The sequence below is a fragment of the Duganella sp. 1411 genome (assembly GCF_017833525.1).
In the GTDB taxonomy this organism is placed as follows: domain Bacteria; phylum Pseudomonadota; class Gammaproteobacteria; order Burkholderiales; family Burkholderiaceae_D; genus Rugamonas.
The window spans coordinates 14,186-40,222 of record NZ_JAFICD010000001.1; the positions used below are offsets into that span (position 1 = coordinate 14,186).

Here is a 26,037-nt window from a genome sequence, read left to right on the forward strand (position 1 = left end):
GGGATGATCAACAAACGCTGGCTTGCACTGCTGGCCACCACCGCCGTGGCGGTTCCCAGCGTGCCCGCGCGGGCCGCCGTCGAACGTATCGAGGTAATCGAACGCACGCCTTTCGCCGCGGGCATGAGTTTTGGCGACGCCGGCACGTATGAAAAGATACGTGGCGTCGCCTACTACGCGCTCGATCCCCGGCTCAGGGCCAACGCCGTCATCGCCGATTTGAAGCACGCGCCACGCGACGCGCGCGGCCGGGTGGTCTTTTCCAGCGAGTTCATACTGTTGCGCCCAACCGGCGCGCAGCCCTCCAGTTTGATCTATGACGTCAACAACCGTGGCGGCATCGCGATCATGGGGCAGGTCAATGGCAGGAGTCCCGTCAACAACGATCCCACCACCGCAGCCGATGCGGGCGATGGCTTCCTCATGCGCCATGGTTTTTCGCTGCTGTTCTCCGCCTGGACGTGGGACGTGGCGCCCCAGGCGCCCGGTGCGCGGCCGCTGGTGTTCGCGCCGCCGGTGGCCCGGGGTATCAAGGGCAAGGTACAGAATGAATTCACGGTCAACGCGCCGGTGGATGTCGCTGTCTACGCCGGCCAGCGCGGCCTGACTTATGAGCCGGCCAAGCCGGACGACCCTCACGCGCAGTTGACCGGGCGCGCCCGGCCGGCCGACCAGCGTAAGGTTATCCCGCGCAGCAGTTGGCATTTCGTCGCGCCGGAGCGGAAGGGCGGCCCTGGCCGCGTGCAGCTGGATGGCGGCTTCCAGCCCGATACGATCTATGAGCTGACCTATGTGGCGAAGGATCCCTACGTCACCGGCGCCGGGTTGGCGGGCATACGCGATCTGCTGGCCTACTTCCGCGATACGCCGTTTGCGGGCGCGCCGGTGCCGAAGGCGGTGCTGATGTTTGGCATCAGCCAGTCCGGCCGCGTGATCGGCCGCATGCTGCACGACGGCTTGAATGTGGACGAATCCGGGCGCCTGGCGTTTGGCGGCGCCTACCTGCAAGTGCCTGGGGCGGGTGGGTCGGCGGGCTTCAATAGCCGCTTCGTACAGCCGACGCGTCATCCATCGATGATGGAAGAGCATGAGTATCCGGCGGACGCGTTCCCGTTCACCACCGCGCCGTCCCGTGATCCGGTGAGCGGCAAAACGGCATCCACGCTCGATTTGGCGCGTGACAGGCAGGGTAATTTGCCCAAGCTGATCTACGCGAATACGTCGACCGAGTATTGGAACCGCGGCGCGTCGCTGATCACCACCACGCCCGATGGCGCGCGTGACGTGGCGCCGGCGGACAACGCCCGGGTGTATGGATTCATGGGCGCGCAGCACTATGTCGGCCGCTCGCGCGTGCGCGCTCCGTTCACCGCTTGTGTATCCACCAGCAATCACTATTTGCCGATGCGGGCGTTGATCGTGGGGTTGGAGCAGTGGGTGGTCGACGGCAAGCAGCCGCCGGCCAGCGCCTATCCGCAGCTGGCCGATGGTTCGTTGACGACGGTGGCGGATTATCGCGCGATCTTCCCGAAAGGATTGGGGCTGACGCCGCCGGCGCAGAATCTGCGCGAGCCGAGGTTGATCGGCAATGGTGTTCCCGTCAAGCGTGGCGATGATTTTGAGACCCGCGTGCCGACGCCGGACGCCGACGGTAATGACAGGGGTGGTGTACGCTTGGTCGAGTTGCAGGCGCCGCTGGGTACGCATACGGGCTGGAATCTGCGCGCGCCGGAGACGGGGTTCGCATGGGCGACGTCGCGTTTCGATGGCAGCTTCGTGCCGTTTGCGCGGACGGAGGTGGAGCGCCTCGCGGCGGGCGATCCGCGGCCTAGTCTTGAGGTGCGCTATCCGACGCGCGATGATTTTGTCGCCGCTGTCCGGACCGCGGCGGAGCGGCAGGTGGCGGCGGGATTGCTGCTGCCTGAGGACGTGGCGCGCACGCTGGCCGATAACGTTGGCCTGTATGACCGGATCTTGGCGCGTGATCCTGCTGATCAGGACTGCTCTTACTTGTATCCACGTAGGGCGGATTAGGCGGAACGCCGTAATCCGCCAATGCATGCGCCCTCGAGACGCATGCATTGGCGGATTACGCTTCGCTAATCCGCCCTACGTGTTTCCGTGGTTTTTGGTCGCAGTGGAACCACTGCATCTTGCAGCACTTGCCGCATGTGCTGGTCATGTTTTGCCTGGTCTTCGTCGACGCGCGCCGTGCCGTCGCGGCGCTGATCCAATTCTTCCAGCGCTTGCGTGAGATAGGCTTCCTCGGTACCGAACCATTCCTGCGAGACCTTCTCGCCCAGCATGCGGTCGCGCAGTTGCTGCCGTTGCCGCTGCCAGCCGATCAGGCGATGGAGGTCCGGCATGGCACCGAAGTTTTGTGCCGCCAGCAGCTCGTCATGGGCGCTCAAATATGCGTGGTAGCTGGTCGCCAGCCTTCCGGCCTCGCGCGCCGCGTTGGCGGGCAGGTGCCGATTCAGATAGTCCAGCAGCGCCTGGAGACCGCCCCTGTCGCCAGCTCCAAGCAAATACGAATCCATCACCTTGCGTAGTGCGCTGTCGGCGATCAGTTCCTGGTTGTCGGTCAGCGCTATCTCCGACGACTGATCGACGCCGTTGGCGCGGCCATCCGCCATTGACGTGCGCCGTGGCGGCGCGGAGTCCGCCGCCACGGGCGCCGCCATCGCCTGCGGCGGCGGGGAGACGGCCGTCGGCTCGTCGCCCGATGACCGTCCCCAGAACAGCGCTGTCGCGCCGAGGATGCCGCCGGCCGCAGCCGACAGCATCACCGGCCAGCGCTTGTTGTCCGCCGCGTATGCCATCAGAACGTCGGCCAGCCGTTGGTAAAGAACAGGTCGCTGATGAACAGCACGCCGTTGTAGTTGGCTTGGCTGTCGAGGCGGTGGCGAACCATCGCGCCATTGCTGATCGATTCGCCGCCGGGGGCGATGAAGCGCGAGCCGCCCGAATCGAGCACGGTGCCGCCGCCGTTGCGCATGTCGACGCCATTCTTGTCCAGGTAAGGCCCGGTGATGCTGGTGGAGCGGCCGTAGGAGATGTGATAAGTGCTGTTTGCGCCGGCGCAGCACGAGCCTTTCGAGACGAACAGGTAGTAGTAAGAGCCGTTGGCGATGATGAACGGGTTTTCGATGCCGGTGCTGTCGTCGGCCAGGCGGTATTTCGTGCCGATGGGCTTGAGCGTGTTGGCGTCGACACGGGTGAGGAAGATGCCGTCCCAGAAGGAGCCATAGCTAAGCCACGGCTGGCCGGCTTTGTCGACGACGAAGTTGGGATCGATCGCATTGAAATTATCGCCGGGCGCCGACGTGATGACCGTGCCCTTGTCGGCCCAGTCGCCCTTGGCGATGCTGGTGGCGGTGGCCAGGCCGATCGCCGATTTCTGGTTGCCGAAGCTCGACACGGCGTAATACATGATCGCCTTGCCGTTCCAGACGTGGATATCCGGTGCCCAGACGGTTTTGGTGTTGCCGTTGTACTGGCCCCACCACGACAGGCCACCACCGAAGATGCTGACGCCTTGCGTCCACGCGCGGCCGTCCGGCGAGAATTTGACGCCGATGCCGGTGTCGCTGGTCTCGGTGATCCACCAGGTATTGCCCTCCTTGTAGATGCTCGGATCGTGCGTGACGACCGAGCCGGTGAGCGTCCAGGTGGCGGCGCCGGCGTTGAAGGACGAGGCCAGCGCCAGGCAGCCGAGCGCCGCCCACTTTTTCAGGTGGGTGAATTTATTCATGTTGTCTCCGGTTTTTATAGGTGTGTACTGCCGTCCCATGCTGTGCCAGCGGCGGCCCGCCGTCTAATGACTTTTTTCACATGGTTGATATTCCAATCTGTATCCCGACTACATATATATTTGTAGTCGTCTTACAGTATCAAGCCGCGTAAGAATAAAAAAGTTCAAATTCCAGTTGATGTTTACTGTAGTTCTGCTACATTTTGCATGGGAGACAGCATTTCCCTAAACATAACGATAAGGACACATGATGATCAATTCGACACAACGCAGTCTGATGAAATCCCTTTGCGCGGCAGGTTTGTTGAGCGCCCTGATGGCCGTGCCCGCGCATGCCGCGCTGAACGCGCCCGATACCTCGGTACAGATGTTCCGCTGGAAGTGGAACGACATCGCCAAGGAATGCACCAACTGGCTAGGTCCGCAGGGGTATGGCGCGGTGCAGGTGTCGCCGCCGACGGCGGCCGCCAGCCTTGGCACCTGGTGGGATGTCTACCAGCCGGTCAACTTCAATTCGCTCAAGAGTAATATGGGTACCGAGGCGGAGTTCCAGGCCATGGTCAACACCTGCCACGCGGCCAAGGTGCGCATCTACGCGGACGTGGTGGTGAACCATCTGGCGGCGGGCGCCGGCACCGCCACCGACGGTTCGACATGGAATTCGACCTCGCTGACGTATCCCTTCTTCAGCGGCAGCGATTTTCATCCGGCGTGCGACATCGCCAGCGGCGACTACGGCTCGCCGGGTAACCGCAACAATGTGATGTTCTGCCGCCTGAGCGGCCTGCCGGACCTGAAGACCGAGGGCGCGTACGTGCAAGGCCAGGTGAAGACCTATCTGAACAAGTTGGTGGCGATGGGCGTGGACGGTCTGCGCTTCGACGCGGCCAAGCATATGCAGCCGTCCGATATCCAGGCCATCATGAGCGGCGTGACGCAGACCACCACGTCCGGCGAGCCGCTGTGGGTCACGCAGGAGGTCATCCCGGACAGCAATGTGGTCCGATCGAGCTACTTCCCGAGCGGTACGCTGAACGAGTTCCAGTACACGTACGCGATCAAGGCCGTCTTCCGCAACGAGAATGGCGCCAGCCTGTCGCAGATCCGCACCATCATGGGCACGCCGGGCAACTGGGGCGGCACCTGGGGCTTTGTGCCGAGCGAGAAGGCGACGGTCTTCGTCAACAACTGGGATACGGAGCGCAATGGCAGCTCGCTGGTGGCCAGTAATTACGTCTCCGGCGGCACCAACGACACGCAAGGCACCAAGCGCTACGACCTGGCCAATATCTTCATGCTGGCGTGGCCATACGGGGCGGCGCAGCTGCATTCGGGCTTCCGCTTCACCAGCTACGATCAGGGGCCGCCGAGCGCCAGCCCGTTCGACGCCAACGGCGCGCCGCTGATCAACCAGCAGTGGGACTTCATCCACCGCTGGAGCGACATCTCGAACATGGTCGCCTTCCGCTCGGTGACGTCGGGCCAGGGCGTCGACAACTTCACCAACGGCAGCGGCAACCAGATCGCCTTTGGCCGTGGCGCCAAAGGCTATGTCGCCATCAATAACGACAGCGCGGCGTGGAACGCGTCGCTGCAGACGCAGCTGCCCGCCGGGACTTACTGCAACGTCGTGCACGGGCTGCTGAACGCCGCCGGTACCGCCTGCACCAGCGACAGCGTGACCGTCGGCACCAATGGCGTGATCAGCGTGAGCATTCCCGGCAATGGCGGTTCGGTCGTGCCGGCGGTGGCGCTGCACATCAATCAAAAGGTGGGCGGTGGCGGTGGCGGCGGCACGTGCACCACGGTGCCGGTGACCTTCCGCGTGGCGAATGCGAACACGGTGGTCGGGCAGAACGTCTACGTGGTCGGCAACCGCGCGGAGTTGGGCAATTGGGTGCAGGGCGCCAGCAACCAGCTGACCATCGAAGGCAGCGGCGCCAACGTGCCGTGGTCGCGCACCTTCCAGCTGCCGCCGGCCACGGCGATCCAGTACAAGTTCATGAAGTACGGCGTGAGCACCGTGTGGGAGAGTAACCAGTCCACCGCCAGCGGCAACCGCGAGGCGACCACGCCGGCGTGCGGCGGTTCGCTGACCCTGGACGCGGGCAGCTTCAAGTTCTAAGCGCTTAGTGCACGCTGGCTGGAACCGCTTTTTCCTGCTGTACCAGGACGAACGGGCTGACGACGACCGCCCACAGGTCGGCGTTGGCTTCCAGCCAGGCCTGCGCCTGCTCGTCGCTGACCCGGGCGAGCAGGCCGGCGTTCATCCACTGGCTGATGTTGGCCTTGTCGTCGTGCGAGATGCGCACGGCGACATCGACCAGATCGAGCGAGTTGGCGATCCACACCACGTTGCCGGCGGCGAAATGCTTGAGCAGTTCGGTCCACGGCAGGCGCGCGGTTTCGCGGTTGACTTTGAGGCGCAGTTCGGTGTCGTTCTCAGGTTTGGTTTGCATAATCTAGATAATCTCGATGGTCGGTTCGGGGCTGCCTTGCCACGTCAGCCGATAGGCCGCGCCTTTGCGCACGTTGCCCACCAGCGCGGGACGGAAGCAGGCCAGGTTGGTGCCGCCCGGGCGCCGCACGCTCGGGTAGATGATGCCCAGCGAGCCGCCGTCGAGCAGGCGTTCGGCCAGTATCTGCGAGTCGATATAGCTGTCCGGCGACAGGCAGCTGTCGTAGCGCGGCTGGCCGCGCAGATCGTGGAAGGTGGCGGTGAAGTCGGCCAGCATGCATTGATACTGCACGCTGTCGTCGAAGCGGTTGATCTCGGCGTATTCCACCGCCTTGTGGAAGCTCACTTCGGCCAGCGCGGTCTCGGCGTCGAAGGCGCAGTACCACGCGCCACGGCGGCTGTCGTTAAAGCGGCTGCCTTGCGGATGGGCGTAGGTGAAGGCGGCGTTGACGATGCGGAAGTTCGGCACGCCGAACACCAGTTCGTCGACGTTGATGCCGGCCGAGCCGCCGTTCTGCGTGCGCAGGCGCGCGTTGGTGGCGTTGTCAAGGTCGAACAGGTCGCGCAGCATGTCGTCGCTGTCGGCCAGCGGCGACAGCACGGAATCCTCCACGTCGGCGAACCGGGAAGGCAGCAAACGGCAAGTGTCGAACTGGCGCAGCGTGGTAAGGGGTGGAATCAGGCTGACCGGCACTTACAGTCCTCCGCGGCGCGCATCTAATAACTGACGCACGGTTTGCATCGCCAGCAGGCCGCCGCCCAGCATGTACGCCAGCGGCGTGCGGCCTTCAAAAATCTGGTTGTTGTTGGGCAGGTTGACCCATTCGTCGGCGAGTTTGTCGCCGTAGATGATGTGCAGCGCCTTGTAGATGCCCAGCAGGTAGGAGATGCGGGTGATGCAGTCCACCTCCAGCGTGCGTTCCGGGTTCTTTTTCCATTCGTATAAGGCGCTGCTCGATAGCCCGCCCAATAGCTGGCGGGCGTCCTCGTCGCGCACGTGCCACGTGCCGACGAGCTTGAAAAAGCCTTTGAGGGCCGACTTGGACAACCGCTCGCGCTCGGCCTTGGCATTCAGGTCCACCAAGACGGTCGGCTCGAAGCGGCTGCGAGGGTAAGCATAGGTCAGATTCATAGATCCTCCGGTAATGGAGTACTTATACTCCTTTTTCGGATGAATAGCAATCGGGGAGTGAATCGCGGGCCGCTCCCATCCGAGCGCGTTCGACCCGGACATCCTTACCAATCCGTAATGTATGCACGAAAGAAAACTATATTTTCAATACTAGACACGTAGCGATATAAGATATGAAATTAACGGAATAAGCGGAATTATATTTGATGGTGTTGCAGCAATTTACAAGCGATACACTATGATGCAAAAAACAAGAGGGGGTGTGAGAATTTGAGAGAATTGCGATAAGTTCAGCTCGATAGTATGCCCTTCGGCGGGTCAGCGGACGCGCCGCGACGCCGACAGGGAGGAAAAATTGCGAGATTTGAATCTGGAAGAATTGGAGTTGATTGTGGGTACCGGTGATACCACGGGGATTGTTTCCATCCCCGTCACCGGCCATGCGCCGACCCCGCCATCCCCTCCACCGATCACGATTCCACCGTGGGGGCCGCCGCCAGCGGTCCCTGAACCGCCGCCGCCACCACCACCGGAGCAGTGCGAAACCGCCCAGGCGGCACAGGATCGTGTCGACCAGAACAAGATCAAGACCGACGAAGGCTATACCAATCACGGTGTGCAGCCCACCAGCAAATCGGGCCTGACGATTGGCAATGGAATCGACCTGCAATCGAAGGACGCCACATGGCTGGCCAACGCCAATATTTCAGATGCCTCGCAAAAGGTGCTGGCGCCGTTTGCCGGCGCCGCTCCGGCGGATGTGCCCGGCTTGCTAAGCAAGTACGGCTCGCCCGTGGTGCCGGACGCCGATCTGGCGCTGATGTACAACAAGGCGTACTCCGAGATCTATCAGCATGTCACCGCCTCCTATAACGCGGCCTCCACCGCCTCCGGATTCGGCATTCCATTCACCCAGCTGCCCGCGGCGGCGCAGACGGCCATCATGGACCTGGGGTATCAGACGCCCAACCTGGCCAAGTATCCGAACTTCTGGAGCGATATCACCAGCGGCCAGTGGGATGCGGCGATCAACGAGTTGCGGAACTGGAGCGGTCCCGGCAACACCTCGCCCCGTAAATCGGAATTGGCGGATCTGCTGCAACAGGCCGTGAACGGGGGCTTGCTGCCCGGCGCGGCTTCCGGCAAATGCAACTAAAGGAAAATCCAAATGAAAAAAGTTAGTTTTGCCAGCCTGGCCACGGCCGCACTGATCGTGGCGTCCGCTCCCGCGACCGCCCAGACGGCCCCGGCGACGGAACCGGTAACCCAGGCCACCTACGTGCGTGACTGGACGGTCGACGGCACACGGGACCACCTGCTGTCGGCCGCCCAGCAGTTCTTCGGCCACGATAGCGCTTTTTATATTTCGCTGCCCCGCGAGGAAGCCAACAGCGAGCTGGTCGGCACACAGTTCGCCTATGCCTTCCACGGCATCCCGGAACCGGAAATCGATCTGGAAAGCGGGCATAAGCTGTTTGTCGGCGCCGATCCGGAATCGATCCGGGAAAAGGCGCTGGTGCTGACCGACGCCGATCGCTCAACCGTGCGCGCGCTGGCCATTTTGCATCGCAGTTGCGGCGGCAAGAAGCGCATGGATCCGCAAACCAGGAAAGCGACCACCTGCCCACGCGCGACCACGCTGACCTTTTTCGTGCACGACGGCGAGCGGCTGGAAGCGGCCGAACGCAAGGAGGTGACGAAATGGGTGCGTGCCGATGCGCGCCGCCACAACGAGAAGGTGAAAAAGCAGGCGCAGATCACCGACAGCAACCTGGTCCAGGCGATCCACGTCGAAATCAGAAAAGTTCACAATCAATAAATACCTCAAAAGGTTGATGCATGCACATAGTTAATTCGCTGTTCTCGAAAGAATACGATTTCGCAGCATCGACCGCTCCGCGCCTGGAGCTGATGATCGCCACGCTGCCGCGCGCCGGAAGCACCTACTTCTGTATCGAATTGTGGAAGACGGGGCTGCTGGGCGCGCCGCTGGAATACGCGAATTTCGGACTGGCCAAGGTCATGCGCGAGCGGTTGCCGGGCATCGAAGACCCGGTGGAATACTGGCGGCAGGTGCAGCGCTTGCGCACCGGCGGCAACGGCGTCTTCAGCTACAAGATGTTCATGAATATGTACCTGGACCATGGACGCCAATCGCCCGCCATGCTCAAGCGCTTCGCGCCGGACAAGGTGGTCTATCTGACGCGGCGCGACAAGGTGGCGCAGGCCATTTCCTATTCCAGGGCGATCAAGAGCAAGTCCTGGTTCGCCGGCACGGCGACCAAGGTCGCGCCCGAGTACGATCCGGCGCATGTGCGCATGAGCGAGCGCAGCATCCATCGCCAGGAGCGCTTCTGGGAGAAGGTGTTTCAATTAACGGAGACCACGGTGCTGCCCGTCGTCTATGAAGATTTCCTGGAGAACCCGGACGCGGTCAAGGCCAGGATCTGCGAATGGACCGGGCAGGCCATCGATCCGGGAAAATACCTGGATATTCCCAATCTGAGCCGGCAGGCCGACGAAACCAGCGCCGCCTGGACCCGCCGCTATCTGCAGGACCGCCAGCCATGACGCAGGCGGCGGCGCTGACGGTCAAGCAATTAAAGCCGATGACCTTGCCGGACGTGGCGCAGCTCTGCGCCACCAGCCGGGCGGCCACGCGGGCGATGGAGTCGGCCTACGCCGGCGCGTCGCCATCGCAGGACGCAGCCATCCTGCAATGGCTGGAAACGGACCCGGCCAACACGGGTAATTACGGTTGCCTCGACAGTCAAAGCCTGGTGCACGAACTGTCGGCCCATGCCATGCTGCGGCGCTGGCCCAGAAGCTACGACCGCCGCGGCATCGTCGAGCGGGAACTGTTTGCGCGGGCGCCGGCCGGGACGGCGCAGGCCTTGTTGGTCGACGGCTTGGACGGCTTCAAGGCCCTGCTATGCCGGCTCAGCGCCGACGCCGGCGGCGCCGCCGCCTTCCGCCGGCACCCGGTCAACAATGGCGTCGATGTGGCCGGCGCCATGGTGGTCTACCCGGATTACCGCGTGATCGATGAACAGCTGTCCCGCATCCTCGCCTTCCTGCGCACGCATGCGGACCGCCATCCCGCCTTCGCCGCCATCGTCGCCTATGCCAGCCTGTGCAATCTGCATCCGCTGCCGGATGGAAACGGGCGGCTGGCGCGCATGCTGTACAACCTGGTCATCCGCCGCGCGTTCCCGAACGCGTTCTACCTGCCGATCTACGAGCTCTCGGCGCTGTCGCAGATGGGGCTGATCATCCGCCTGCGGCAGGCCGACTACCACGGTAAATGGCTGCCGCTGATCGCGATGCTGTCGGGCGCGGTGTGCCGATTCGCCGCGCAACAGCCCCGCCCGCGCTGAATCATGGACAAAATAGACACCACGCTGAACACCGCTCGCGACGAACTGTTCCGCATCCAGGCGGCGCAGGCCGCGCAGCGTTTCCAGCAGCAATTCCTGGCAAGGCAGACGTTTCGCCGCGTGGACCTGCTCATCATCGCCGCGCTGGCGCTGATCGGCGTCCTGGTGGCGATGGCCTGCCTGGTCCGCGTGCCGCGGCACCATGCCCTCCACGGCGTGATCCGTCCCGCCGCCGAGCCTTTGCTGGTCAGCCTGAGCGCGGCCGGCACGGCCAATTCGCGCCTGGTCCTGCGCGTGGTGGAGGGGCAGCAGGTGGCGCAGGGCGCCTTGCTGGGCGCCGTGGTCACGGATCGCGACGGCGAGGTGGCGACCGCCCGCGCGCCGGTGGCGGGCACCGTCGCCCGCATCGACTGGGCCGAGGGCCACGCCAGCGCGGCGGCCGCGCGCATCACGCTCGAGCCGCTGTCGCCCGATTACGTGGCGCGCTACGAGCTGCCGCCCGAGCTCGGCCGTTTCGTCAGCCTCCATCAGAAGCTGCCGTTGGCGGCCGAGGCCGACGCGCGCGCGCTGTCCGGTGAAGTCGTCCGTGAATGGACGGCGCCGGGACACGGCGGCCAGCCGGAGGTGCTCAACATCGCCGTCAAGATCCTGCCGGACGGCCAGCCCCTGCATCTGAGAAACGGCGCCGGGATCACCGCCGTCGTCGATGAAACCAGGCTGCCGCTGATACGCATGCTGATGCCGGGCGCGGCCAGATAACGGGACAAGCCGATGAATTATTCGTTTTGGAAGCGCGCCGGACCGCCGGTGATCCGCCAGCATGACCAGTCGGAGTGCGCGTTGGCGTGCGTCGCCATGGTGGGGCAGCATCTGGGCCTGTCGTTGTCGCTCGACAGCCTGCGCCTGCGCTTTCCCGCCTCGGTGTTCGGTACCAAGCTGTCGGCGGTGGTCAACCTGTGCGCGGAAAGCGGCATGATGGCGCGCGCCGTCAAGCTGGAGGTCGACGAGTTGCCGCAACTGCGCACGCCGTGCATCCTGCATTGGAAGATGGGGCATTATGTGGTGCTGGTCGGGACTTCGGCGGACGGGGCGTGGGTGCACGATCCGGCGCTCGGGCGCAGCTTCGTCCCGTTGGCCGGGCTGCAAACGTTGTTTACCGGAATCGCGCTGGAATTGAGCGTGCGATCCAACTTCACGGTGCACAAGGAGGCCGACGGCGGCGCCAGGATCAACTGGATCAAGTTCGCCACCGCGGTGCAAGGTTTCCATGGCACGCTGGGACGCTCGTTGGCGCTGGCGGTGCTGCTGGAGTTGCTGTCGCTGGCGCAACCCATCGCCAGCCAGTTCATCATCGACCAGTCGGTCACCGGATCGGACCTGTCGCTCATCGCGGCGCTGGCCGGCGCGCTGGCGCTGCTCAGCGTCAGCGCCCTGGTGCTGGGGGCCGTGCGCACCTGGATCATCAGCGTGATCCAGGGACGGCTGTTCCTGTCGTCGACGTCAAACGTGTTCGCCCACCTGCTGCAGCTGCCCTCGACGTTTTTCGAGCGGCGCCGCCTGGGCGATGTGATATCGCGCTTCAACACCATCGGCAGCATCCAGAAAATACTGTCCACGCGCCTGGTCGAAGTGGTCCTGGACGGCACGGTCAGCATCCTCACGCTGGCGATATTGTTTGCCTACAGCGGCGTGTTGGGCGGGATCGTGCTGGTCAGCCTGCTGCTGCGGATCGGGGTCAAGCTGGCGTCCTATCCGGGCCTGGCGGAACTGAGCGCCAAAACGCTGATGATCAACGCCAAACAGCAGAACCGGGTGGTGGAAAGCATCCGCCTGGTGCACACCATCCGCACCGCCAACGCCCAGTCGCGGATGCTGTCGCGCTACCTCGACCTCGGCGTCAGCGGCCTGCGCGCCGACATGGCCGTGCAGCGGTACGAGATATGGGTCAATTTCGCCTCGTCGATGATTTCCTCGCTGGAAAAAATCACCGTCGTCGCGGTCGGCGCGCTGCTCGTCGGCCGCCACGTGTTCACCGTCGGCGCGCTGGTGTCCACCAGTTATCTGGCGCTGCAGTTTTCCGGCCGCTCCCACAATCTGATGGAATACCTGTTTCAGTTGCGCATGCTCAAATTGCAGCAGGGACGGCTGGCCGACATCGTGCAGGCCAAGCCCGAGGCGCATTTCACCAGCGGCTACGTCGGCCATCCCGGCCATCACGACCTGCGGTTGAAGAATGTTCATTTCCGCTATAACCCCAACGACCGCTGGATCCTCAAAAACATCTCGATGGAGATCCGCGACGGCGAATTCGTGGCCATTGTCGGGCCGTCGGGCGCGGGCAAGTCGACCCTGATCAATCTGCTCACCGGGGTGCTGTCGCCCACCAGCGGCGACATCGCGCTGGGCGGCGTCGACCTCGACAAACTGGGCAAGTCGCGTTTTCGCGAGTTGCTGGGCGTGGCGTTGCAGGATGCCGGTGTGTTTTCCGGTACCATCGCGGACAATATCTCCATGTTCGACGAGACCGCGGCCTACGAGGACATCGAAGCGGCCGCCAAACTGGCCTGCGTGCATGCCGATATCCTGGCGACGCCGATGGGATACAACACCCAGCTGGGCAGCATCGAATCCCACCTGTCCGCCGGCCAGCGCCAGAAAATCATCCTGGCGCGGGCGCTGTACCGCCGTCCGAGAATTCTGATATTGGACGAGGCCACCTGCCATCTGGACGTGCAGGCCGAGAGCGAGGTTCTGAGCAACATCGCCGCGTTGAAGATGATCCGCATCATGGTGACGCATCGTCACGGCGCCGCGCTGTTCGCCGACAGGATTTACGACGTGGCTCGCGGCGCCTTCGTTGCGGGCGCGCCATCGCCGCGCAGCGCCGCCGAATTAATGACCGTCAAATGAAAGGATGAGACGATGAAAGCACGGAACATGGGAACGGTGGTCTGGCTGACCGGCCTCTCGGGCGCGGGTAAGTCGACGGTGGCGGCGTCGCTGGAGCGGTATTTGACCGGTCTGGGTCTGCGCGCGTACGTGTTGGACGGCGACAAGTTGCGCGCCGGCCTGTGTTCGGATCTGGGCTTTTCGGATAGCGATCGCCAGGAGAACATACGTCGGGCCGGCGAGGCGGCGCGGATGTTGGTCGACGCCGGCGTGATCGTGATCGCCGCGCTGATTTCGCCGTTTTCCAGCGACCGCGCCGGCGTCCGCCAACGCTTCGGCGCGGGCGAGTTCCATGAAGTGTATTGCGCCTGTCCGCTCGCGGTGTGCGAGCGGCGTGACGTCAAAGGACTGTACCGGGCGGCGCGCGCCGGCCGCATTCCGCTGTTTACCGGCATCACGTCGCCTTACGAGGCGCCGACCGACGCGGATCTGGTGCTGCACACCGCCGTGGAGACGGCGGAGGAATCGACCGCCCGCCTGATCGCGTTCCTGCGGGCGCGCGGCGCGCTGCCGATGGCCATCGACGCTGCCGCGCTTGCGGGCTGACGGCGGCACCTCACTCTTTCATACGGGGCCATTCTGATGGAATACCAACAGCGACTGAACGGCAAGGTGCGCGCGCTGCACGCGTCCGGCAAAAACTATACGCAGATCGTGATCGCGATCGCGGTCACCTACGGCTACTCGCTGCCGATTGCGCATCGGATCGTCGACGCGGCGCTATGCCGACCCGAAAATGACGGGCTGTTGCGCCACCGCGCCGCCGAAGAGGGCGCCGATTTTCCGGATATCGCGGTCGGCGCCGACAATGCGCTCGATCTTGGCGATACCCGCGCCACGGTCGTCTTCGAGCAACTGGCGCCGCGCATCGTCCTGGTGGACGGCTTCATGAGCCCCGAAGAATGCGAGTTGATGTGTGAAATCGCCGAGCCGCGCATGCGGACTGCGCGGGTGATGTCCAAAACGACCTTGTCGGGCAACCTGCTGACGTCGGTGCGGGACGCGAACACCGCCTTTGTCCACGAGGAATCTCATCCGCTGGTCGGCACGATCGAGCGGCGCATCGCGACCATGACCGGCTGGGCCGGCGCGCGCGGCGAGACCTTACAAGTCCAGCGCTACCGCCAGGACGGGAAATACGTTCCGCATTACGACTTCTTCAGCAATAAATCCGTGAGCGAGACCCATGCCTTGTCGGTTGCCGGCCAGCGGCTGGCGACCTTGATCGTGTATTTACGCTCGCCGCGTTCGGGCGGGGCCACGTATATGGCCAATCTCGGCATCAAGATCGCGCCCCGGCGCGGCGCGGCGCTGTTCTTCAGCTACCCCGACGCGAGCGAGCGTAGTGGCACTTTGCACGGAGGCGATCCGGTGCGCGAAGGCGAGAAATGGATACTCACCAAATGGTTCCGCCAACGCCACCGGGCGTTGACGACGTCCGACGCGCACCCGGTCGCGGAGGAGGCTTAAACCGCCTCGGCATGCTCCACCAGCAATTGCACTTTTGTGACGCCGTTGTATTCGTTGGCGTCGAGGCGGAAGGCGACCTTGGCGCGCTCGCCCAGCGCGTCGACGTGGCCGAACCAGATGGCGTCGTAGCGCGAACCGTTCTTTTCCAGCAGCAGTTTGAGGTGGCGCTCTTTTAATATGCGCTGGCTGACGACGCGGAATTCGTCGCAGAACACCGGCGGGGCGAAGCCCTGTCCCCACACCTGGCCGGCCATCAGGTCGATGAAGGCGGTGGTGTAGTAGGCATCCTCCAGCGGGCCGTCGGTTTCGACGATGCGCTCGAGCTGCTGCTTGCTCAGCCACGCCTGGCCGACTTCCTCGAAGGCGGCGGCGAAGGCATCGAAGGCGTCGGCGCGCAAGGTCAGCCCGGCCGCCATCGCGTGGCCGCCGAATTTGTCGATCAGGCTGGGGGCCTTCTTGTAGACCAGGTCGAGCGCGTCGCGCAGGTGGAAGCCCGGGATGGAGCGACCCGACCCCTTGATCCAGCCGTCGGCGCCGGGCGCGAAGGTGATCGTCGGCCGGAAGAACTTTTCCTTGAGGCGCGAGGCGACGATGCCGATCACGCCCTGGTGCCACGATTCGTCGAACACGCAGATGGTGCTACTGTTGGCCGGCTCGTAGGCGTCCAGGTGCAGCAGTGCGGTGTCCTGCATCTCGGCCTCGATCTCGCGCCGTTTCAGGTTGATCTCGTTGAGCCGCTGCGCCAGTTCCCAGGCGCGGCCCTCGTCGTCGGTGATCAGGCATTCGATCCCGAGCGACATGTCCTCCAGCCGCCCGGCGGCGTTCAGGCGCGGTCCGAGCGCGAAACCGAGGTCGAACGGGCTGGCGGTGCGCGGCTCGCGCCCGGCGACGCGGAACAGCGCGGCCACGCCGGCGTGCATGCGGCCGGCGCGCATGCGCTTGAGCCCCTGCGCCACCAGGATGCGGTTGTTGGGGTCGAGCCGCACCACGTCGGCGACGGTGCCCAGCGCCACCAGGTCGAGCAGGTTGTCCAGCTTCGGCTGCGGTTTGTCCTCGTACGCGCCGCGCTTGCGCAGTTCGGCGCGCAACGCCAGCAGCACATAGAACACCACGCCCACGCCGGCGATATGCTTGCTCGGGAAGCCGCATTCGGGCTGGTTCGGGTTGACGATCACGCGCGCGGCCGGCAGCGTGTCGGCCGGCAGGTGGTGGTCGGTGACCACCACCTCGATGCCGCGCCGGTTGGCTTCGGCCACGCCGTCGATGCTGGCGATGCCGTTGTCGACGGTGATGATGATGTCCGGCCGCTTTTCGCGCGCCGTCAGTTCGACGATCTCCGGCGTCAGGCCGTAGCCGTATTCGAAGCGGTTGGGGACGATGAAGTCGATATTGGCGCCCATCGCGCGCAGGCCGCGCAGCGCCACGGCGCAGGCGGTGGCGCCGTCGCAGTCGTAGTCGGCGACGATCACCATGCGCTTGCCGGCGGCGATGGCGTCGGCCAGGAAGACGGCGGCGGCGTCGATGTGCAGCAGGCCCGATGGCGGGATCATCGCCGCCAGCTCGCTCGATAAATCCTTGATGTCGGTCAGGCCGCGCGCCGCGTACAGGCGCGCCAGCACCGGGTGGATGCCTCCCTGGCGCAGCATTTCGGATTCGCGGTAGGGGTAGGGGCGGGTGGCGATACGGGTCATGTGCGGACGGTGCTTAATAAAATGTTCAGGTTTTGCTTGCGCCAGAATTTGCGCTGCGCCAGTTTGGAGCCCGATACCGTCATCCACTCGTGGCGGTGGCTCATCACCAAGGTCACGCGGCCGACGCGGCCCTCCTTGAGCGCGGCCAGCAGCGGCGCGAACCACTCCAGTTCCAGGCGCTGCAGGCGTGCCAGCCAGTCGGCCCAGTCGCCGGTTTGCGCCGGCGGAATCAGTTCCGCCAGCACGACGGTGGCGTTGTTGGCCGGAGCGGCGAGCAAGCGCGCGACATCGGGCGCGCGCCGCTCGGGCGCGGCCAGCGCCTGCATCCAGGACGGCGCGCCATCGGCGGCGACCCACAGCGGCACCGCCGCCGGCGGGGTGGCCAGCGCGGAGCCGCCCCACAGCCAGAACGAATTGACCTGTTGCAGACCACGCGCGTGGCGCGCCTCGTTGACCGGGTGTTCGTGCCACAGCATCTGGATTTCGTTTTGCAGCTTGCGGTAGTCGCGCGCGCGCTCGCCCTCCGGCACCCAGTCGCTGATGTATTGGGTGGTGGCGGCGTCCGGCGACGCGGTGCGCAGGCCGGACCAGTCGTCGGCGCGGACGAACCACAGTCCCGGCGCCGCGTACAGCAGCGGCTTGCCCAGCTCCTCGAAGTAGGGGCGGGCGATGTCGTACAGGCTGCGCGATTCGGCCTCGGTCAATTGCAGCGCGCGCGGGTCCGACAGCAGCGAATGCGTACGCGAGATCTGGATGTTCGCCGGCTGGACGATGAACCAGTGGCCGGCGGCCGCCGCGGCGGCCAGTTCGGGGCCGCAACCGCGCATGGCGGCGGTGGCGACCGGCGCGCCGGTGTCGGGATGGTCGGGCGCCGGCGCCAGGCCCAGCGCGTGGCTCAGCCACGCCTCATGGGGCAGCACGCGGCTGTTGTTGTCGAATTTGGTGGTGCGCGCATCGCTGTGGCGCGATAGCAGCGCCGCCAGGGCGGGTGTTTGCAGGGCGCGGATCAGATCGCGCGCCATTTCCGGCGGGGGAAGCGCGTACGGCAGAACAAGGGTGATTTCAGTCATGCCGAGATTGTAGGGCATTGCGGCGGAGGCCGAAAAAATCTTTCGATTTCAGGTGGACCGAAAGTTGTCAAGAAAAAAATACAACATTCCTAATGGATATTGTAAATAAAATTAGACTCATGGATAAAAATCAATTGTCTAAAATAAAATTGATATGTATTATCTGCAACTTCGATGATATGCGGGCATCACTTCACACCGTGATGGCCTCCCCCGAGTCGGCGCCACCAACCACCCAACCCGCGTGGATGGCCGCCCTCCAGACCCATAACACCAAAAAGATTCTGAAGGCTTAACGACATGAGTTCGATCAACCTTGCTACCTCTATTCACATTTGCGAAGATACCGAAGGTACTTTCGATGTGCGCGACATCCTGGCCGGGGCCGGCTACACGGCAGGCGCCACGCTCAACGTGAGCGCGATGTATGTGGTGCTGCCGGACGGCACCACCTCGACCAAGAACACGCCACTGTTCGGCAAGGTTGACGCCGACACCATCTATGTCCGTCCCGGCCAGTGGGCCGCCGACTACAACGGCAAGTTCACCACCGTCGAGTTCGTTGTGGACCAGGGCGCCGGCAACACCGTGACCATGACCTTGCAAGTGATCGTCGACCCGGTCAATGACGCCCCCACCGGCGCCAACAAGACTTTCAACCTGGACAACGGCAACGCCGTGGCGCTGTCGCAGAGCGACTTCGGCTTCGTCGACAAGGTCGAGCACGACGCCTTCCAGTCCGTCATCATCACCTCGCTGCCGACCGCCGGCAAGTTGCTGCTCAACGGCGTGGCCGTGGCCGTCGACGCGGAGGTGTCGGCCGCCGACATCGCCGCCGGCAAGCTGGCCTTCGAGCCGAGCCAGAGCACCTCGGGCAGCTTCGACATCGGGTTCAAGGTCCGCGACGCGGGTGGCCTGGTCGGTTGCGGCGCGGCCGACACCAGCGCCACGCCGAACTACCTGACGTTCAAGGTGCCGCCGGCCCACCTGGGCGACTTCGTTTGGGAGGACGGCAACGGCAACGGCGTGCAGGACGCCGGCGAGGCGGGCATCGGCAACGTCGTGGTGCAACTGGTGGACGGCGCCGGCAAGGTCGTCGCCAGCACCACCACCGACGCCACCGGCAAATACCACTTCGATGTTGCCGCCGGCACCTACTCGGTGTCGGTGCAGGCGCCGGCCGGCTTCAAGCCCGTCGGCCAGCATCAGGGCGGCGACGACGCCACCGACAGCGACATCGACGCCGCCGGCAACACCGGGCCGATCGTGCTGACCCCGGGCGAGACCAACAACAAGGCCGACGCCGGCCTGTATCGTCCGGCCTCGCTGGGCGACACCGTCTGGTACGACACCAACCGCAACGGCACGCAGGACGCCGGCGAGGCGGGCGTGGCCGGCGTGAAGGTCACCTTGCTCGACGCCGCCGGCAACCCTGCCGGCGCCGCCGTCAGCACCGATGCCAACGGCCACTATCAGTTCAGCGACCTCAAGCCGGGCAGCTACAGCGTGCAGTTCGACAAGACCAGCCTGCCCGCGCACCACCTGTTCACCGCGCAGGGCCAGGGCGGCGACGCCACCATCGACTCGGACGCCGACGCCGCCACCGGCCAGACCGCGCAGGTGACCCTGGCCTCGGGCGACAACAACGCCGACCTCGACGCCGGCGTGGTGGCGGTCCAGGCCAAGCTGGGCGATACCGTGTGGGAAGACAAGAACGCCAACGGCGTGCAGGACAGCGGCGAGGCGGGCATCGGCAACGTGACCGTGGAGCTCAAGGACGGCGCCGGCCAGGTGGTGCAGACCACCGTCACCGACGCGGCCGGCCACTACAACTTCACCGCCGATCCGGGCAGCTACACGGTGTCGGTCAAGGCGCCGGCGGGCTATCTGTTCAGCGGCAAGGACGCCGGCACCGACGACGCGCAGGACAGCGATGTCGGCGCCACCGGCCAGAGCGACGCCATCGTCTTGAACGCGGGCGACGTCAACAACACCGTCGACGCCGGCTTGTACCGGAACGCCGCCGTGGGCGACCGCGTCTGGCTCGACGCCAACAAAAACGGCGTGCAGGACAGCGGCGAGGCCGGCGTGTGCAACGTCAAGGTCAGCCTGTTCGACGCCGATGGCAAGCAGGTCGGCGCCAGCGTCGCCACCGACGCCAACGGCAACTACCAGTTCACCAACCTCAAGCCGGGCAGCTACAGCGTGGTGTTCGACAAGGCGACCTTGCCGGAAGGCATGGCTTTCACGGCCGCCAACCAAGGCGCCAACGATGGCGTCGATTCCGACGTCGACGCCGCCGGCCAGTCGCACACCTTCACCCTGACCTCCGGCCAGGTCGACAAGAGCGTCGACGCCGGCGTGCTGGCGGCCGCCACCATCGGCGACCGCGTCTGGCTCGACAACAACGGCAACGGCCTGCAGGATAGCGGTGAAACCGGAAAATCCGGCGTGACCGTCGAATTGCGCGACAGCGCCGGCAAGGTGCTCAAGACCACCACCACCGACAACAGCGGCAACTACAAGTTCAGTGTCGAGGCCGGCACCTATGTGGTCGCCATCAAGACGCCGGACGGCTACACCGTCACCACGCAGAAGGTCGGCCTCAACAACGCCATCGACAGCGACGCCGACGCCGGCGGCAATCTCGGCAGCGTGACCGTCGCGGCCGGCCAGAACGTCACCACCATGGACGCCGGCCTCTACCAGAAGGGCAGCATCGGCGACAAGGTGTGGTTCGATACCAACGGCGACGGCGTCCAGCAAAGCGGCGAGGGCGCGGCCAAGGGCGTGGGCGTGACCTTGCTCAACGAAAAAGGCGTGGCCATCGCCAGCACCACCACCGACGCCGCCGGCCTGTATGCGTTCCGCGACCTCGGTCCGGGCAAGTATTCGGTCAAGTTCGCCGCCGTGGACGGCTATTTGTTCACCAAACAGGACCAGGGCGGCAACGACGCGCTGGACTCGGACGTCGACGCCAGCGGCAAGACCGCGCAATTCTCGCTCGCCTCGGGCGTCAACGACACCAGCCGGGACGCCGGCCTGGTCAAGGTCTCGAGCATCGGCGACACCGTGTGGGAGGATGTCAACTACAACGGCGTCAAGGACAGCGGCGAGGGCGGCGTCGATGGCGTGACCGTCAAGCTGTACGACGCCAACAACGTGCTCAAGGGCACCACCGTCACCCACGACGGCGGCCAATATGTGTTCGGCGGCCTGGCGGCGGGCAACTACAAGGTGGAAGTGGTCAACAGCACCGGCTGGTTCTTCACGAAGGCCAATGTCGGCAGCAACGCCACCGACTCGGACATCACCACCGTCTCCGGCAGCACCGGCCGCACCGACACGATCACGCTGGGCGCCGGCCAGAACCTCACCACCGAGGACGCCGGCATCTACCGCAAGGCCAGCATCGGCGACAAGGTCTGGCGCGACAGCAACCACAACGGCGTGCAGGACAGCGGCGAGGAGGGCATCGGCGGCATCAGCGTGTCGCTGTACGACAGCGCCACCGGCAAGCAGCTGGGCAGCACGATCAAGACCGACAGCAGCGGCCACTACAAGTTTGCCGATCTGACCCCGGGCAATTACTACCTGGTGTTCGACAAGACCAACGTGGCGTTCAAGACGTACAACATGAACGACTGGAAGTGGGGCGTCAAGAACACCGGCGGCAACGACGCCATCGATTCGGACGTCAACGGCGACATGGTTTCCAAGGTCAACGTCACCAAGACCGACAACATCAACCTGAGCTCGGGCGAGAACGACATGCGCTGGGACGCGGCCATCACGCCCATCGCGATCGACCTGAACGGCGACGGTATCCACACCATCGCCCGCGCCGACATGCACGGCAGCTTCGACCTGCTGGGCACCGGCAAGGCGATCCAGTCGGGCTGGCTGTCCAAGGGCGACGGCTTCCTGGCGATCGACAGCAACGGCAACGGCAGCATCGACAGCATTGGCGAACTGTTCGGCGGCACCGGCAAAGGCAGCGGCTTCGCCAAGCTGGCCAGCTACGACAGCAACGGCGACGGCGTGGTCAACGCGTCGGACGCGCACTTCGGCAGCCTGCTGATCTGGCAAGACGCCAACAGCGACGGCAAGACCGACGCCGGCGAGCTGGTCTCGTTGAAGGCCGCCGGCGTGACCGGCCTGACCGTCGGCTACACGGAGCTGCCGTTCCTCGACGCCAACAACAACCTGCATCTGGAGCGCAGCAGCGTCACGATGAGCAACGGCCACACGGCCGACATGACCGACGTCTACTTCAACGTCGCGGCCGCCGACGCGGCGGTGGCCGGCGTGACCCTGCCGACCATGGCCGACCTGGTGGGCGACGGCGCGCCGCCGGTCCAGCTGGTCGGACAGTGCCAGGACCACGCGGCGTACGCATAAGTTTCCCTAAGAGTTAGCAAACACCATTACTTTTTATAGAAAAATTATCATGAAAATCAAATTCAACGCCATCCACGCCGCCGTTTTCGCCGTCACCGTCGCCTTGTCGGGGGCCTCCTTCGCCGCCGGCACCTACAACTCCACGCCGCTCGACAACGCCGGCGGCCTGGTGGTCAACTTCGACGGCCAGAACTTCAACGGCACGCCTTTCGTCGGCATCCCGGTGCTGGAACTGACCAACACCGTCAATCCGCAGGACAGCTTCCTGGCGTTCTGCGTGCAGCCCAACGTCGATCTGCAGCAATACACCGTCTACACCGCCGGCCAGGCCAGCGTGAAAAGCGAAGTCAAGGCGCTGTACGAAACCTCGTACGCCAGCGCGATGAAGGACGCCGGCACGCAGAAGGCATTCCAGCTGGCGCTGTGGGAATTGGTGGCCGACGACGGCGACATCTACGCCCAAACCGGTTCGCAGTACTTCACCACCGGCGGCGATGAAAGCGCCGACGCCGCCTTCCACATGCTGGAAATGGCGGCCGAGCACACCGTGCTGAACAATATGTACAGCTACACCAGCTTCACCGGCATCGGCGCCAACGGCAAGGCCTCTCAGGAATTGCTGGGCGTGTCGATGGCCGCCGCCGTGCCGGAAGCGAGCACCTGGGCGATGCTGGGCCTCGGCCTGGGCCTGATCGGCTTCATGGGCCGCCGCAAGCCGGGCCAGGACCAGAAGTTCGCTTAACACGTTCGCTTAACATCGGCTTAAGCCGCGCCGCCATGGGTCGGCTGCGCGGCGATTTCTGGGGACAAGGTGAGGTGTTTCACCCATGAAATCGTATTTGTATGGCAAACTTCGGGCTCACACATCGTTGAGCCTTGTTGGAACCCATGAGTATAGTCAAGAATCTACCGTTTGAATGGCTGGTCGGCCTGCGCTACACGCGCGCCGGCAAGCGCAGCGGACGCAACAGTTTTATCTCCTTTATCTCCCTGATCTCCATGGCCGGCATCGGCCTGGGCGTGGCCGCGCTGATCGTCGTGCTGTCGGTGATGAACGGCTTCCAGAAGGAAGTGACCGACCGCATGCTGTCGGTACTGGCCCACGTGGAAGTGTTCGACATGCGCGGCTCGATGCCGAACTGGCAGGCCGAAGCCGCCGAGGCGCGCAAGAATCCCGAAGTGATCGGCGCCGCGCCGTTCGCCGAGACGCAGGGCATGCTGGTGCGCGACGACGTGCTGCGGCCCGCCATCATCCGCGGCGTGCTGCCGGAGCAGGAGCCCAACGTCTCGGACGTCGCCAAGCAGACCCGCCGCGGTAATTTCAACGCGCTGCAACCGGGCAGCTACAACATCGTGCTCGGCATCGAGCTGGCGCGCGCGCTGCACGTCAACCTGGGCGAGAAGGTGACGCTGGCGCTGGCCCAGGGCCAGCCGACGCCCGCCGGCGTGCTGCCGCGCCTGCGCTCCTTCAACGTGGTCGGCATCTTCGAGGCGGGCCACAACGAGTTCGATTCGGCGCTCGCCTTCGTCCACTTGGCCGACGCCGAAAAGCTGCTGCGCATGGACGCGCCGGCCGGCCTGCGACTGCGCCTGTCGGACATGCACCGCGCGCCGCAGGTGGCGCAGGACCTCAAGCGCACCATGTCCGGTGACCTGATCATGCGCGACTGGTCGAAGCTGAACGCCAACTGGTTCGCCGCCGTGCAGACCGAAAAGCGCATGATGTTCATCATCCTGACCCTGATCATCGCGGTCGCCGCGTTCAACCTCGTCTCCACCTTGGTGATGACGGTGACCGACAAGCAGGCCGACATCGCCATCCTGCGCACCTTGGGCGCCTCGCCGCGCTCGATCATGAAGATCTTCATGATCCAGGGCGCGCTGGTGGGCATCCTCGGCACCATCCTCGGCGTGACCGGGGGCGTGCTGGTGGCGCTCAACGTCGACGTCATCGTGCCGTTTATTGAACATTTATTGGGAGTGCAGTTCTTGTCGAAGGATATCTACTACATCAGCGCCGTGCCGTCGGACCTGCGCTGGCCGGACGTTTTCAAGATCGGCGGCGTGGCCGTGGTCCTGGCGTTCGTCGCGACGATCTACCCTAGCTGGTGGGCCGCCCGCGTCAAACCAGCGGAGGCGCTGCGCTATGAGTGATCCGATGACCAATCAACAACCGGTGGTGCTGTCCTGCCGCAACCTGGGCAAGACCTTCAGGCAGGGAAGCTACGCGGTCCAGGTGCTGGCCGGGATCGACATCGACGTGCGGCGCGGCGAACGGGTCGCCATCGTCGGCGCCTCCGGTTCCGGCAAATCGACGCTGCTGCATCTGCTGGGCGGCCTCGATACGCCGAGCACGGGCAGCGTGACGCTGCTGGGCAAGGACTTCGCGAGCCTGAGCGAATCGGCGCGGGGTGATCTGCGCAACGCCTCGCTCGGCTTCGTCTACCAGTTCCACCACCTGCTGCCGGAATTCTCGGCGCTGGACAACGTCGGCATGCCGCTGATGATACGGCGCGTCAAACGCAGCGAAGCGACCAGCGCGGCGCAGCAAATCCTCGCCCGCGTCAACCTGGCCAAGCGTGTCACCCACGTGCCGGGCGAGTTGTCCGGCGGCGAACGTCAGCGCGTGGCGCTGGCGCGCGCGCTGGTCACGCAGCCCGCCTGCGTGCTGGCCGACGAACCGACCGGCAACCTCGATCACGCCACCGCGCAGCAGATCTTCGAATTGATGCTGGAGCTGTCGCGCAACCTGGGCACGGCCTTCGTCATCGTCACCCACGACATCGAACTGGCGCGCCGCTGCGACCGCGTGCTGCGCCTGACCGACGAAGGCTTGAAACCCTACCAGGACTGACATCATGTGGATCGACACCCACTGCCACCTCGACGCCCACGAATTCGGCGGCGAGTCCGTCGAACAGGCGGAGAAGGCGAGGGCGCAGGGTGTCGGCATGATCGTCATCCCGGCGGTGGAGACGGCCAATTTCTCCATCGTCGCCCAGCTGGCGGCGAGCGTGGACAACGGCTGCTACGCGCTCGGCATCCATCCCATTTATGTGCCCAACGCGCGCGAGGACGACTTGCGCCTGCTGCGCGAGCAGGTCGAGGCGGCGCTGGCCGATCCGCGCTTCGTCGCCCTCGGCGAGATCGGCCTGGACTTCTTCCTCCCCATGTTGACCGAGCCGGCGATGCGCGAGAAGCAGATCTTCTTCTTCCGCGAACAGCTCAAGATCGCCCGCGACTTCGGGCTGCCGGTGCTGATGCATGTGCGCCGCTCGCAGGACGTGGTGCTCAAGCACGCGCGCCAGATCCGTCCCAATGGCGGCATCGCCCACGCCTTCAATGGCAGCTTCCAGCAGGCGCAGGCCTATATCGACCTGGGATTCAAGCTCGGTTTCGGCGGCGCCATGACCTTTACGCGCGCGCTGCAGATACGCCGCATGGCCGCCGAGCTGCCGTTGGAGGCGATCGTGCTGGAAACCGACGCGCCGGATATTTCGCCCAGCTGGATACACCCGGGGCGCAATAGTCCCGACCAAATTCCCCGCATCGGCGCGGTGCTGGCCGAGCTGCGCGGCATTTCCGCGCAGGAGGTGGCCGAGGCGACCAGCGCCAACGCGCGGGCGGTGTTGTTGCGGATGAAAGTTTCTTAGGTGATAAGTGATTTTGTGACATTTGGATAGAATTCAGAATGGGTTGGCAGTGCATAATCGCCAATATTTGCCTGTACCAACC

Annotated in this window: 22 protein-coding genes; 15 read left to right on the plus strand and 7 right to left on the minus strand. The window is 64.6% G+C overall.

All coding sequences use genetic code 11. From position 1 onward, the window contains the following. The first annotated feature begins 3 nt into the window (after positions 1 to 3). On the plus strand, positions 4 to 2,034 hold the full coding sequence (locus tag JOD97_RS00040) for an alpha/beta hydrolase domain-containing protein (protein WP_209712612.1): 2,031 nt from the start codon (positions 4 to 6) through the stop codon (positions 2,032 to 2,034). Between the two features lie 65 nt (positions 2,035 to 2,099). On the opposite strand, the gene JOD97_RS00045 is transcribed toward JOD97_RS00040, so the two are convergent. After that, a complete protein-coding gene (locus tag JOD97_RS00045; RefSeq protein WP_209712613.1) occupies positions 2,100 to 2,822 on the minus strand; it encodes a lipase secretion chaperone in 723 nt (240 codons plus the stop codon). Then, positions 2,822 to 3,754 carry a family 43 glycosylhydrolase gene (locus JOD97_RS00050; protein ID WP_229264121.1) on the minus strand — a complete coding sequence of 311 codons (933 nt, stop codon included), beginning with the start codon at positions 3,752 to 3,754 and terminating at the stop codon, positions 2,822 to 2,824. The genes JOD97_RS00045 and JOD97_RS00050 overlap by 1 nt, the downstream gene beginning before the upstream one ends. A 277-nt stretch (positions 3,755 to 4,031) precedes the next feature. Here JOD97_RS00050 and JOD97_RS00055 point away from each other — a divergent pair, with 277 nt between their 5' ends. Next, positions 4,032 to 5,879, plus strand: coding sequence for a carbohydrate-binding module family 20 domain-containing protein (locus JOD97_RS00055; RefSeq protein WP_229264122.1), 1,848 nt, complete (start codon positions 4,032 to 4,034; stop codon positions 5,877 to 5,879). Positions 5,880 to 5,883: 4 nt separating this feature from the next. On the opposite strand, the gene JOD97_RS00060 is transcribed toward JOD97_RS00055, so the two are convergent. From JOD97_RS00060 to JOD97_RS00070, 3 genes are read right to left on the minus strand one after another with little or no spacing between them, the layout of a single operon-like run. Then, positions 5,884 to 6,213 carry a DUF2288 domain-containing protein gene (locus JOD97_RS00060; protein ID WP_209712615.1) on the minus strand — a complete coding sequence of 110 codons (330 nt, stop codon included), beginning with the start codon at positions 6,211 to 6,213 and terminating at the stop codon, positions 5,884 to 5,886. 3 nt (positions 6,214 to 6,216) lie between these two features. After that, a complete protein-coding gene (locus tag JOD97_RS00065; protein WP_209712616.1) occupies positions 6,217 to 6,906 on the minus strand; it encodes an RES family NAD+ phosphorylase in 690 nt (229 codons plus the stop codon). Next, entirely contained in the window at positions 6,907 to 7,344 is a 438-nt protein-coding gene (locus tag JOD97_RS00070; protein WP_209712617.1) for an antitoxin Xre/MbcA/ParS toxin-binding domain-containing protein, read from the minus strand. Positions 7,345 to 7,708: 364 nt separating this feature from the next. Here JOD97_RS00070 and JOD97_RS00075 point away from each other — a divergent pair, with 364 nt between their 5' ends. Genes JOD97_RS00075 through JOD97_RS00110 form a run of 8 tightly spaced genes read left to right on the plus strand, consistent with a single transcriptional unit; the run spans position 7,709 to position 15,140 of the window. Continuing rightward, on the plus strand, positions 7,709 to 8,500 hold the full coding sequence (locus JOD97_RS00075) for a pesticin C-terminus-like muramidase (protein WP_209712618.1): 792 nt from the start codon (positions 7,709 to 7,711) through the stop codon (positions 8,498 to 8,500). Between the two features lie 12 nt (positions 8,501 to 8,512). Continuing rightward, positions 8,513 to 9,163: a hypothetical protein gene (locus JOD97_RS00080; protein ID WP_209712619.1), complete on the plus strand. Its 651-nt coding sequence runs from the start codon at positions 8,513 to 8,515 to the stop codon at positions 9,161 to 9,163. Between the two features lie 20 nt (positions 9,164 to 9,183). Continuing rightward, positions 9,184 to 9,915, plus strand: coding sequence for a Stf0 family sulfotransferase (locus JOD97_RS00085; RefSeq protein ID WP_209712620.1), 732 nt, complete (start codon positions 9,184 to 9,186; stop codon positions 9,913 to 9,915). Further along, the gene (locus JOD97_RS00090; protein WP_209712621.1) at positions 9,912 to 10,721 is read left to right on the plus strand and encodes a Fic family protein; all 810 of its coding nucleotides are present in this window, start codon (positions 9,912 to 9,914) and stop codon (positions 10,719 to 10,721) included. The genes JOD97_RS00085 and JOD97_RS00090 overlap by 4 nt, the downstream gene beginning before the upstream one ends. A gap of 3 nt (positions 10,722 to 10,724) precedes the next feature. Continuing rightward, positions 10,725 to 11,480, plus strand: a complete 756-nt coding sequence (locus JOD97_RS00095; protein ID WP_209712622.1) for a DUF2118 domain-containing protein — start codon at positions 10,725 to 10,727, stop codon at positions 11,478 to 11,480. Between the two features lie 12 nt (positions 11,481 to 11,492). Continuing rightward, positions 11,493 to 13,631, plus strand: a complete 2,139-nt coding sequence (locus JOD97_RS00100; protein ID WP_209712623.1) for a peptidase domain-containing ABC transporter — start codon at positions 11,493 to 11,495, stop codon at positions 13,629 to 13,631. A gap of 12 nt (positions 13,632 to 13,643) precedes the next feature. Next, the gene (gene cysC / locus JOD97_RS00105) at positions 13,644 to 14,216 is read left to right on the plus strand and encodes an adenylyl-sulfate kinase (RefSeq protein WP_209712624.1); all 573 of its coding nucleotides are present in this window, start codon (positions 13,644 to 13,646) and stop codon (positions 14,214 to 14,216) included. Positions 14,217 to 14,252: 36 nt separating this feature from the next. After that, positions 14,253 to 15,140, plus strand: coding sequence for a 2OG-Fe(II) oxygenase (locus JOD97_RS00110; protein ID WP_209712625.1), 888 nt, complete (start codon positions 14,253 to 14,255; stop codon positions 15,138 to 15,140). On the opposite strand, the gene recJ is transcribed toward JOD97_RS00110, so the two are convergent. Both recJ and JOD97_RS00120 read right to left on the minus strand, forming a co-directional pair. Then, entirely contained in the window at positions 15,137 to 16,831 is a 1,695-nt protein-coding gene (gene recJ / locus JOD97_RS00115; RefSeq protein ID WP_209712626.1) for a single-stranded-DNA-specific exonuclease RecJ, read from the minus strand. The genes JOD97_RS00110 and recJ overlap by 4 nt on opposite strands. Next, a complete protein-coding gene (locus JOD97_RS00120) occupies positions 16,828 to 17,901 on the minus strand; it encodes a hypothetical protein (RefSeq protein ID WP_209712627.1) in 1,074 nt (357 codons plus the stop codon). The genes recJ and JOD97_RS00120 overlap by 4 nt, the downstream gene beginning before the upstream one ends. 300 nt (positions 17,902 to 18,201) lie before the next feature. Between JOD97_RS00120 and JOD97_RS00125 the strand changes: the two genes are divergently transcribed. The 5 genes from JOD97_RS00125 to JOD97_RS00145 all read left to right on the plus strand — a co-directional run bounded on the left by JOD97_RS00125 (position 18,202) and on the right by JOD97_RS00145 (position 25,955). Next, positions 18,202 to 22,302, plus strand: coding sequence for an SdrD B-like domain-containing protein (locus JOD97_RS00125; protein WP_209712628.1), 4,101 nt, complete (start codon positions 18,202 to 18,204; stop codon positions 22,300 to 22,302). Between the two features lie 49 nt (positions 22,303 to 22,351). Then, positions 22,352 to 23,044, plus strand: a complete 693-nt coding sequence (locus tag JOD97_RS00130; protein ID WP_209712629.1) for a PEP-CTERM sorting domain-containing protein — start codon at positions 22,352 to 22,354, stop codon at positions 23,042 to 23,044. A gap of 146 nt (positions 23,045 to 23,190) precedes the next feature. Beyond that, on the plus strand, positions 23,191 to 24,456 hold the full coding sequence (locus JOD97_RS00135; RefSeq protein ID WP_209712630.1) for a lipoprotein-releasing ABC transporter permease subunit: 1,266 nt from the start codon (positions 23,191 to 23,193) through the stop codon (positions 24,454 to 24,456). 4 nt (positions 24,457 to 24,460) lie between these two features. Next, positions 24,461 to 25,156 (plus strand): lipoprotein-releasing ABC transporter ATP-binding protein LolD, encoded by a 696-nt coding sequence (lolD, locus tag JOD97_RS00140; protein ID WP_209712631.1) that lies wholly within the window; start codon positions 24,461 to 24,463, stop codon positions 25,154 to 25,156. Positions 25,157 to 25,160: 4 nt separating this feature from the next. Continuing rightward, complete coding sequence (locus JOD97_RS00145) at positions 25,161 to 25,955, plus strand: TatD family hydrolase (protein ID WP_209712632.1); 795 nt, start codon at positions 25,161 to 25,163, stop codon at positions 25,953 to 25,955. The last annotated feature ends 82 nt before the right edge of the window (positions 25,956 to 26,037 follow it).

Bases quoted from the DNA above. Each gene is read 5' to 3' on its own strand.
- JOD97_RS00040 (WP_209712612.1), top strand. From the start codon at position 4: ATGATCAACAAACGCTGGCTTGCACTGCTGGCCACCACCGCCGTGGCG.
- JOD97_RS00045 (WP_209712613.1), bottom strand. From the start codon at position 2,822: ATGGCATACGCGGCGGACAACAAGCGCTGGCCGGTGATGCTGTCGGCT.
- JOD97_RS00050 (WP_229264121.1), bottom strand. From the start codon at position 3,754: ATGAATAAATTCACCCACCTGAAAAAGTGGGCGGCGCTCGGCTGCCTG.
- JOD97_RS00055 (WP_229264122.1), top strand. From the start codon at position 4,032: ATGAAATCCCTTTGCGCGGCAGGTTTGTTGAGCGCCCTGATGGCCGTG.
- JOD97_RS00060 (WP_209712615.1), bottom strand. From the start codon at position 6,213: ATGCAAACCAAACCTGAGAACGACACCGAACTGCGCCTCAAAGTCAAC.
- JOD97_RS00070 (WP_209712617.1), bottom strand. From the start codon at position 7,344: ATGAATCTGACCTATGCTTACCCTCGCAGCCGCTTCGAGCCGACCGTC.
- JOD97_RS00080 (WP_209712619.1), top strand. From the start codon at position 8,513: ATGAAAAAAGTTAGTTTTGCCAGCCTGGCCACGGCCGCACTGATCGTG.
- JOD97_RS00085 (WP_209712620.1), top strand. From the start codon at position 9,184: ATGCACATAGTTAATTCGCTGTTCTCGAAAGAATACGATTTCGCAGCA.
- JOD97_RS00090 (WP_209712621.1), top strand. From the start codon at position 9,912: ATGACGCAGGCGGCGGCGCTGACGGTCAAGCAATTAAAGCCGATGACC.
- JOD97_RS00095 (WP_209712622.1), top strand. From the start codon at position 10,725: ATGGACAAAATAGACACCACGCTGAACACCGCTCGCGACGAACTGTTC.
- JOD97_RS00100 (WP_209712623.1), top strand. From the start codon at position 11,493: ATGAATTATTCGTTTTGGAAGCGCGCCGGACCGCCGGTGATCCGCCAG.
- cysC (WP_209712624.1), top strand. From the start codon at position 13,644: ATGAAAGCACGGAACATGGGAACGGTGGTCTGGCTGACCGGCCTCTCG.
- JOD97_RS00110 (WP_209712625.1), top strand. From the start codon at position 14,253: ATGGAATACCAACAGCGACTGAACGGCAAGGTGCGCGCGCTGCACGCG.
- recJ (WP_209712626.1), bottom strand. From the start codon at position 16,831: ATGACCCGTATCGCCACCCGCCCCTACCCCTACCGCGAATCCGAAATG.
- JOD97_RS00120 (WP_209712627.1), bottom strand. From the start codon at position 17,901: ATGACTGAAATCACCCTTGTTCTGCCGTACGCGCTTCCCCCGCCGGAA.
- JOD97_RS00125 (WP_209712628.1), top strand. From the start codon at position 18,202: ATGAGTTCGATCAACCTTGCTACCTCTATTCACATTTGCGAAGATACC.
- JOD97_RS00130 (WP_209712629.1), top strand. From the start codon at position 22,352: ATGAAAATCAAATTCAACGCCATCCACGCCGCCGTTTTCGCCGTCACC.
- JOD97_RS00135 (WP_209712630.1), top strand. From the start codon at position 23,191: ATGAGTATAGTCAAGAATCTACCGTTTGAATGGCTGGTCGGCCTGCGC.
- lolD (WP_209712631.1), top strand. From the start codon at position 24,461: ATGACCAATCAACAACCGGTGGTGCTGTCCTGCCGCAACCTGGGCAAG.
- JOD97_RS00145 (WP_209712632.1), top strand. From the start codon at position 25,161: ATGTGGATCGACACCCACTGCCACCTCGACGCCCACGAATTCGGCGGC.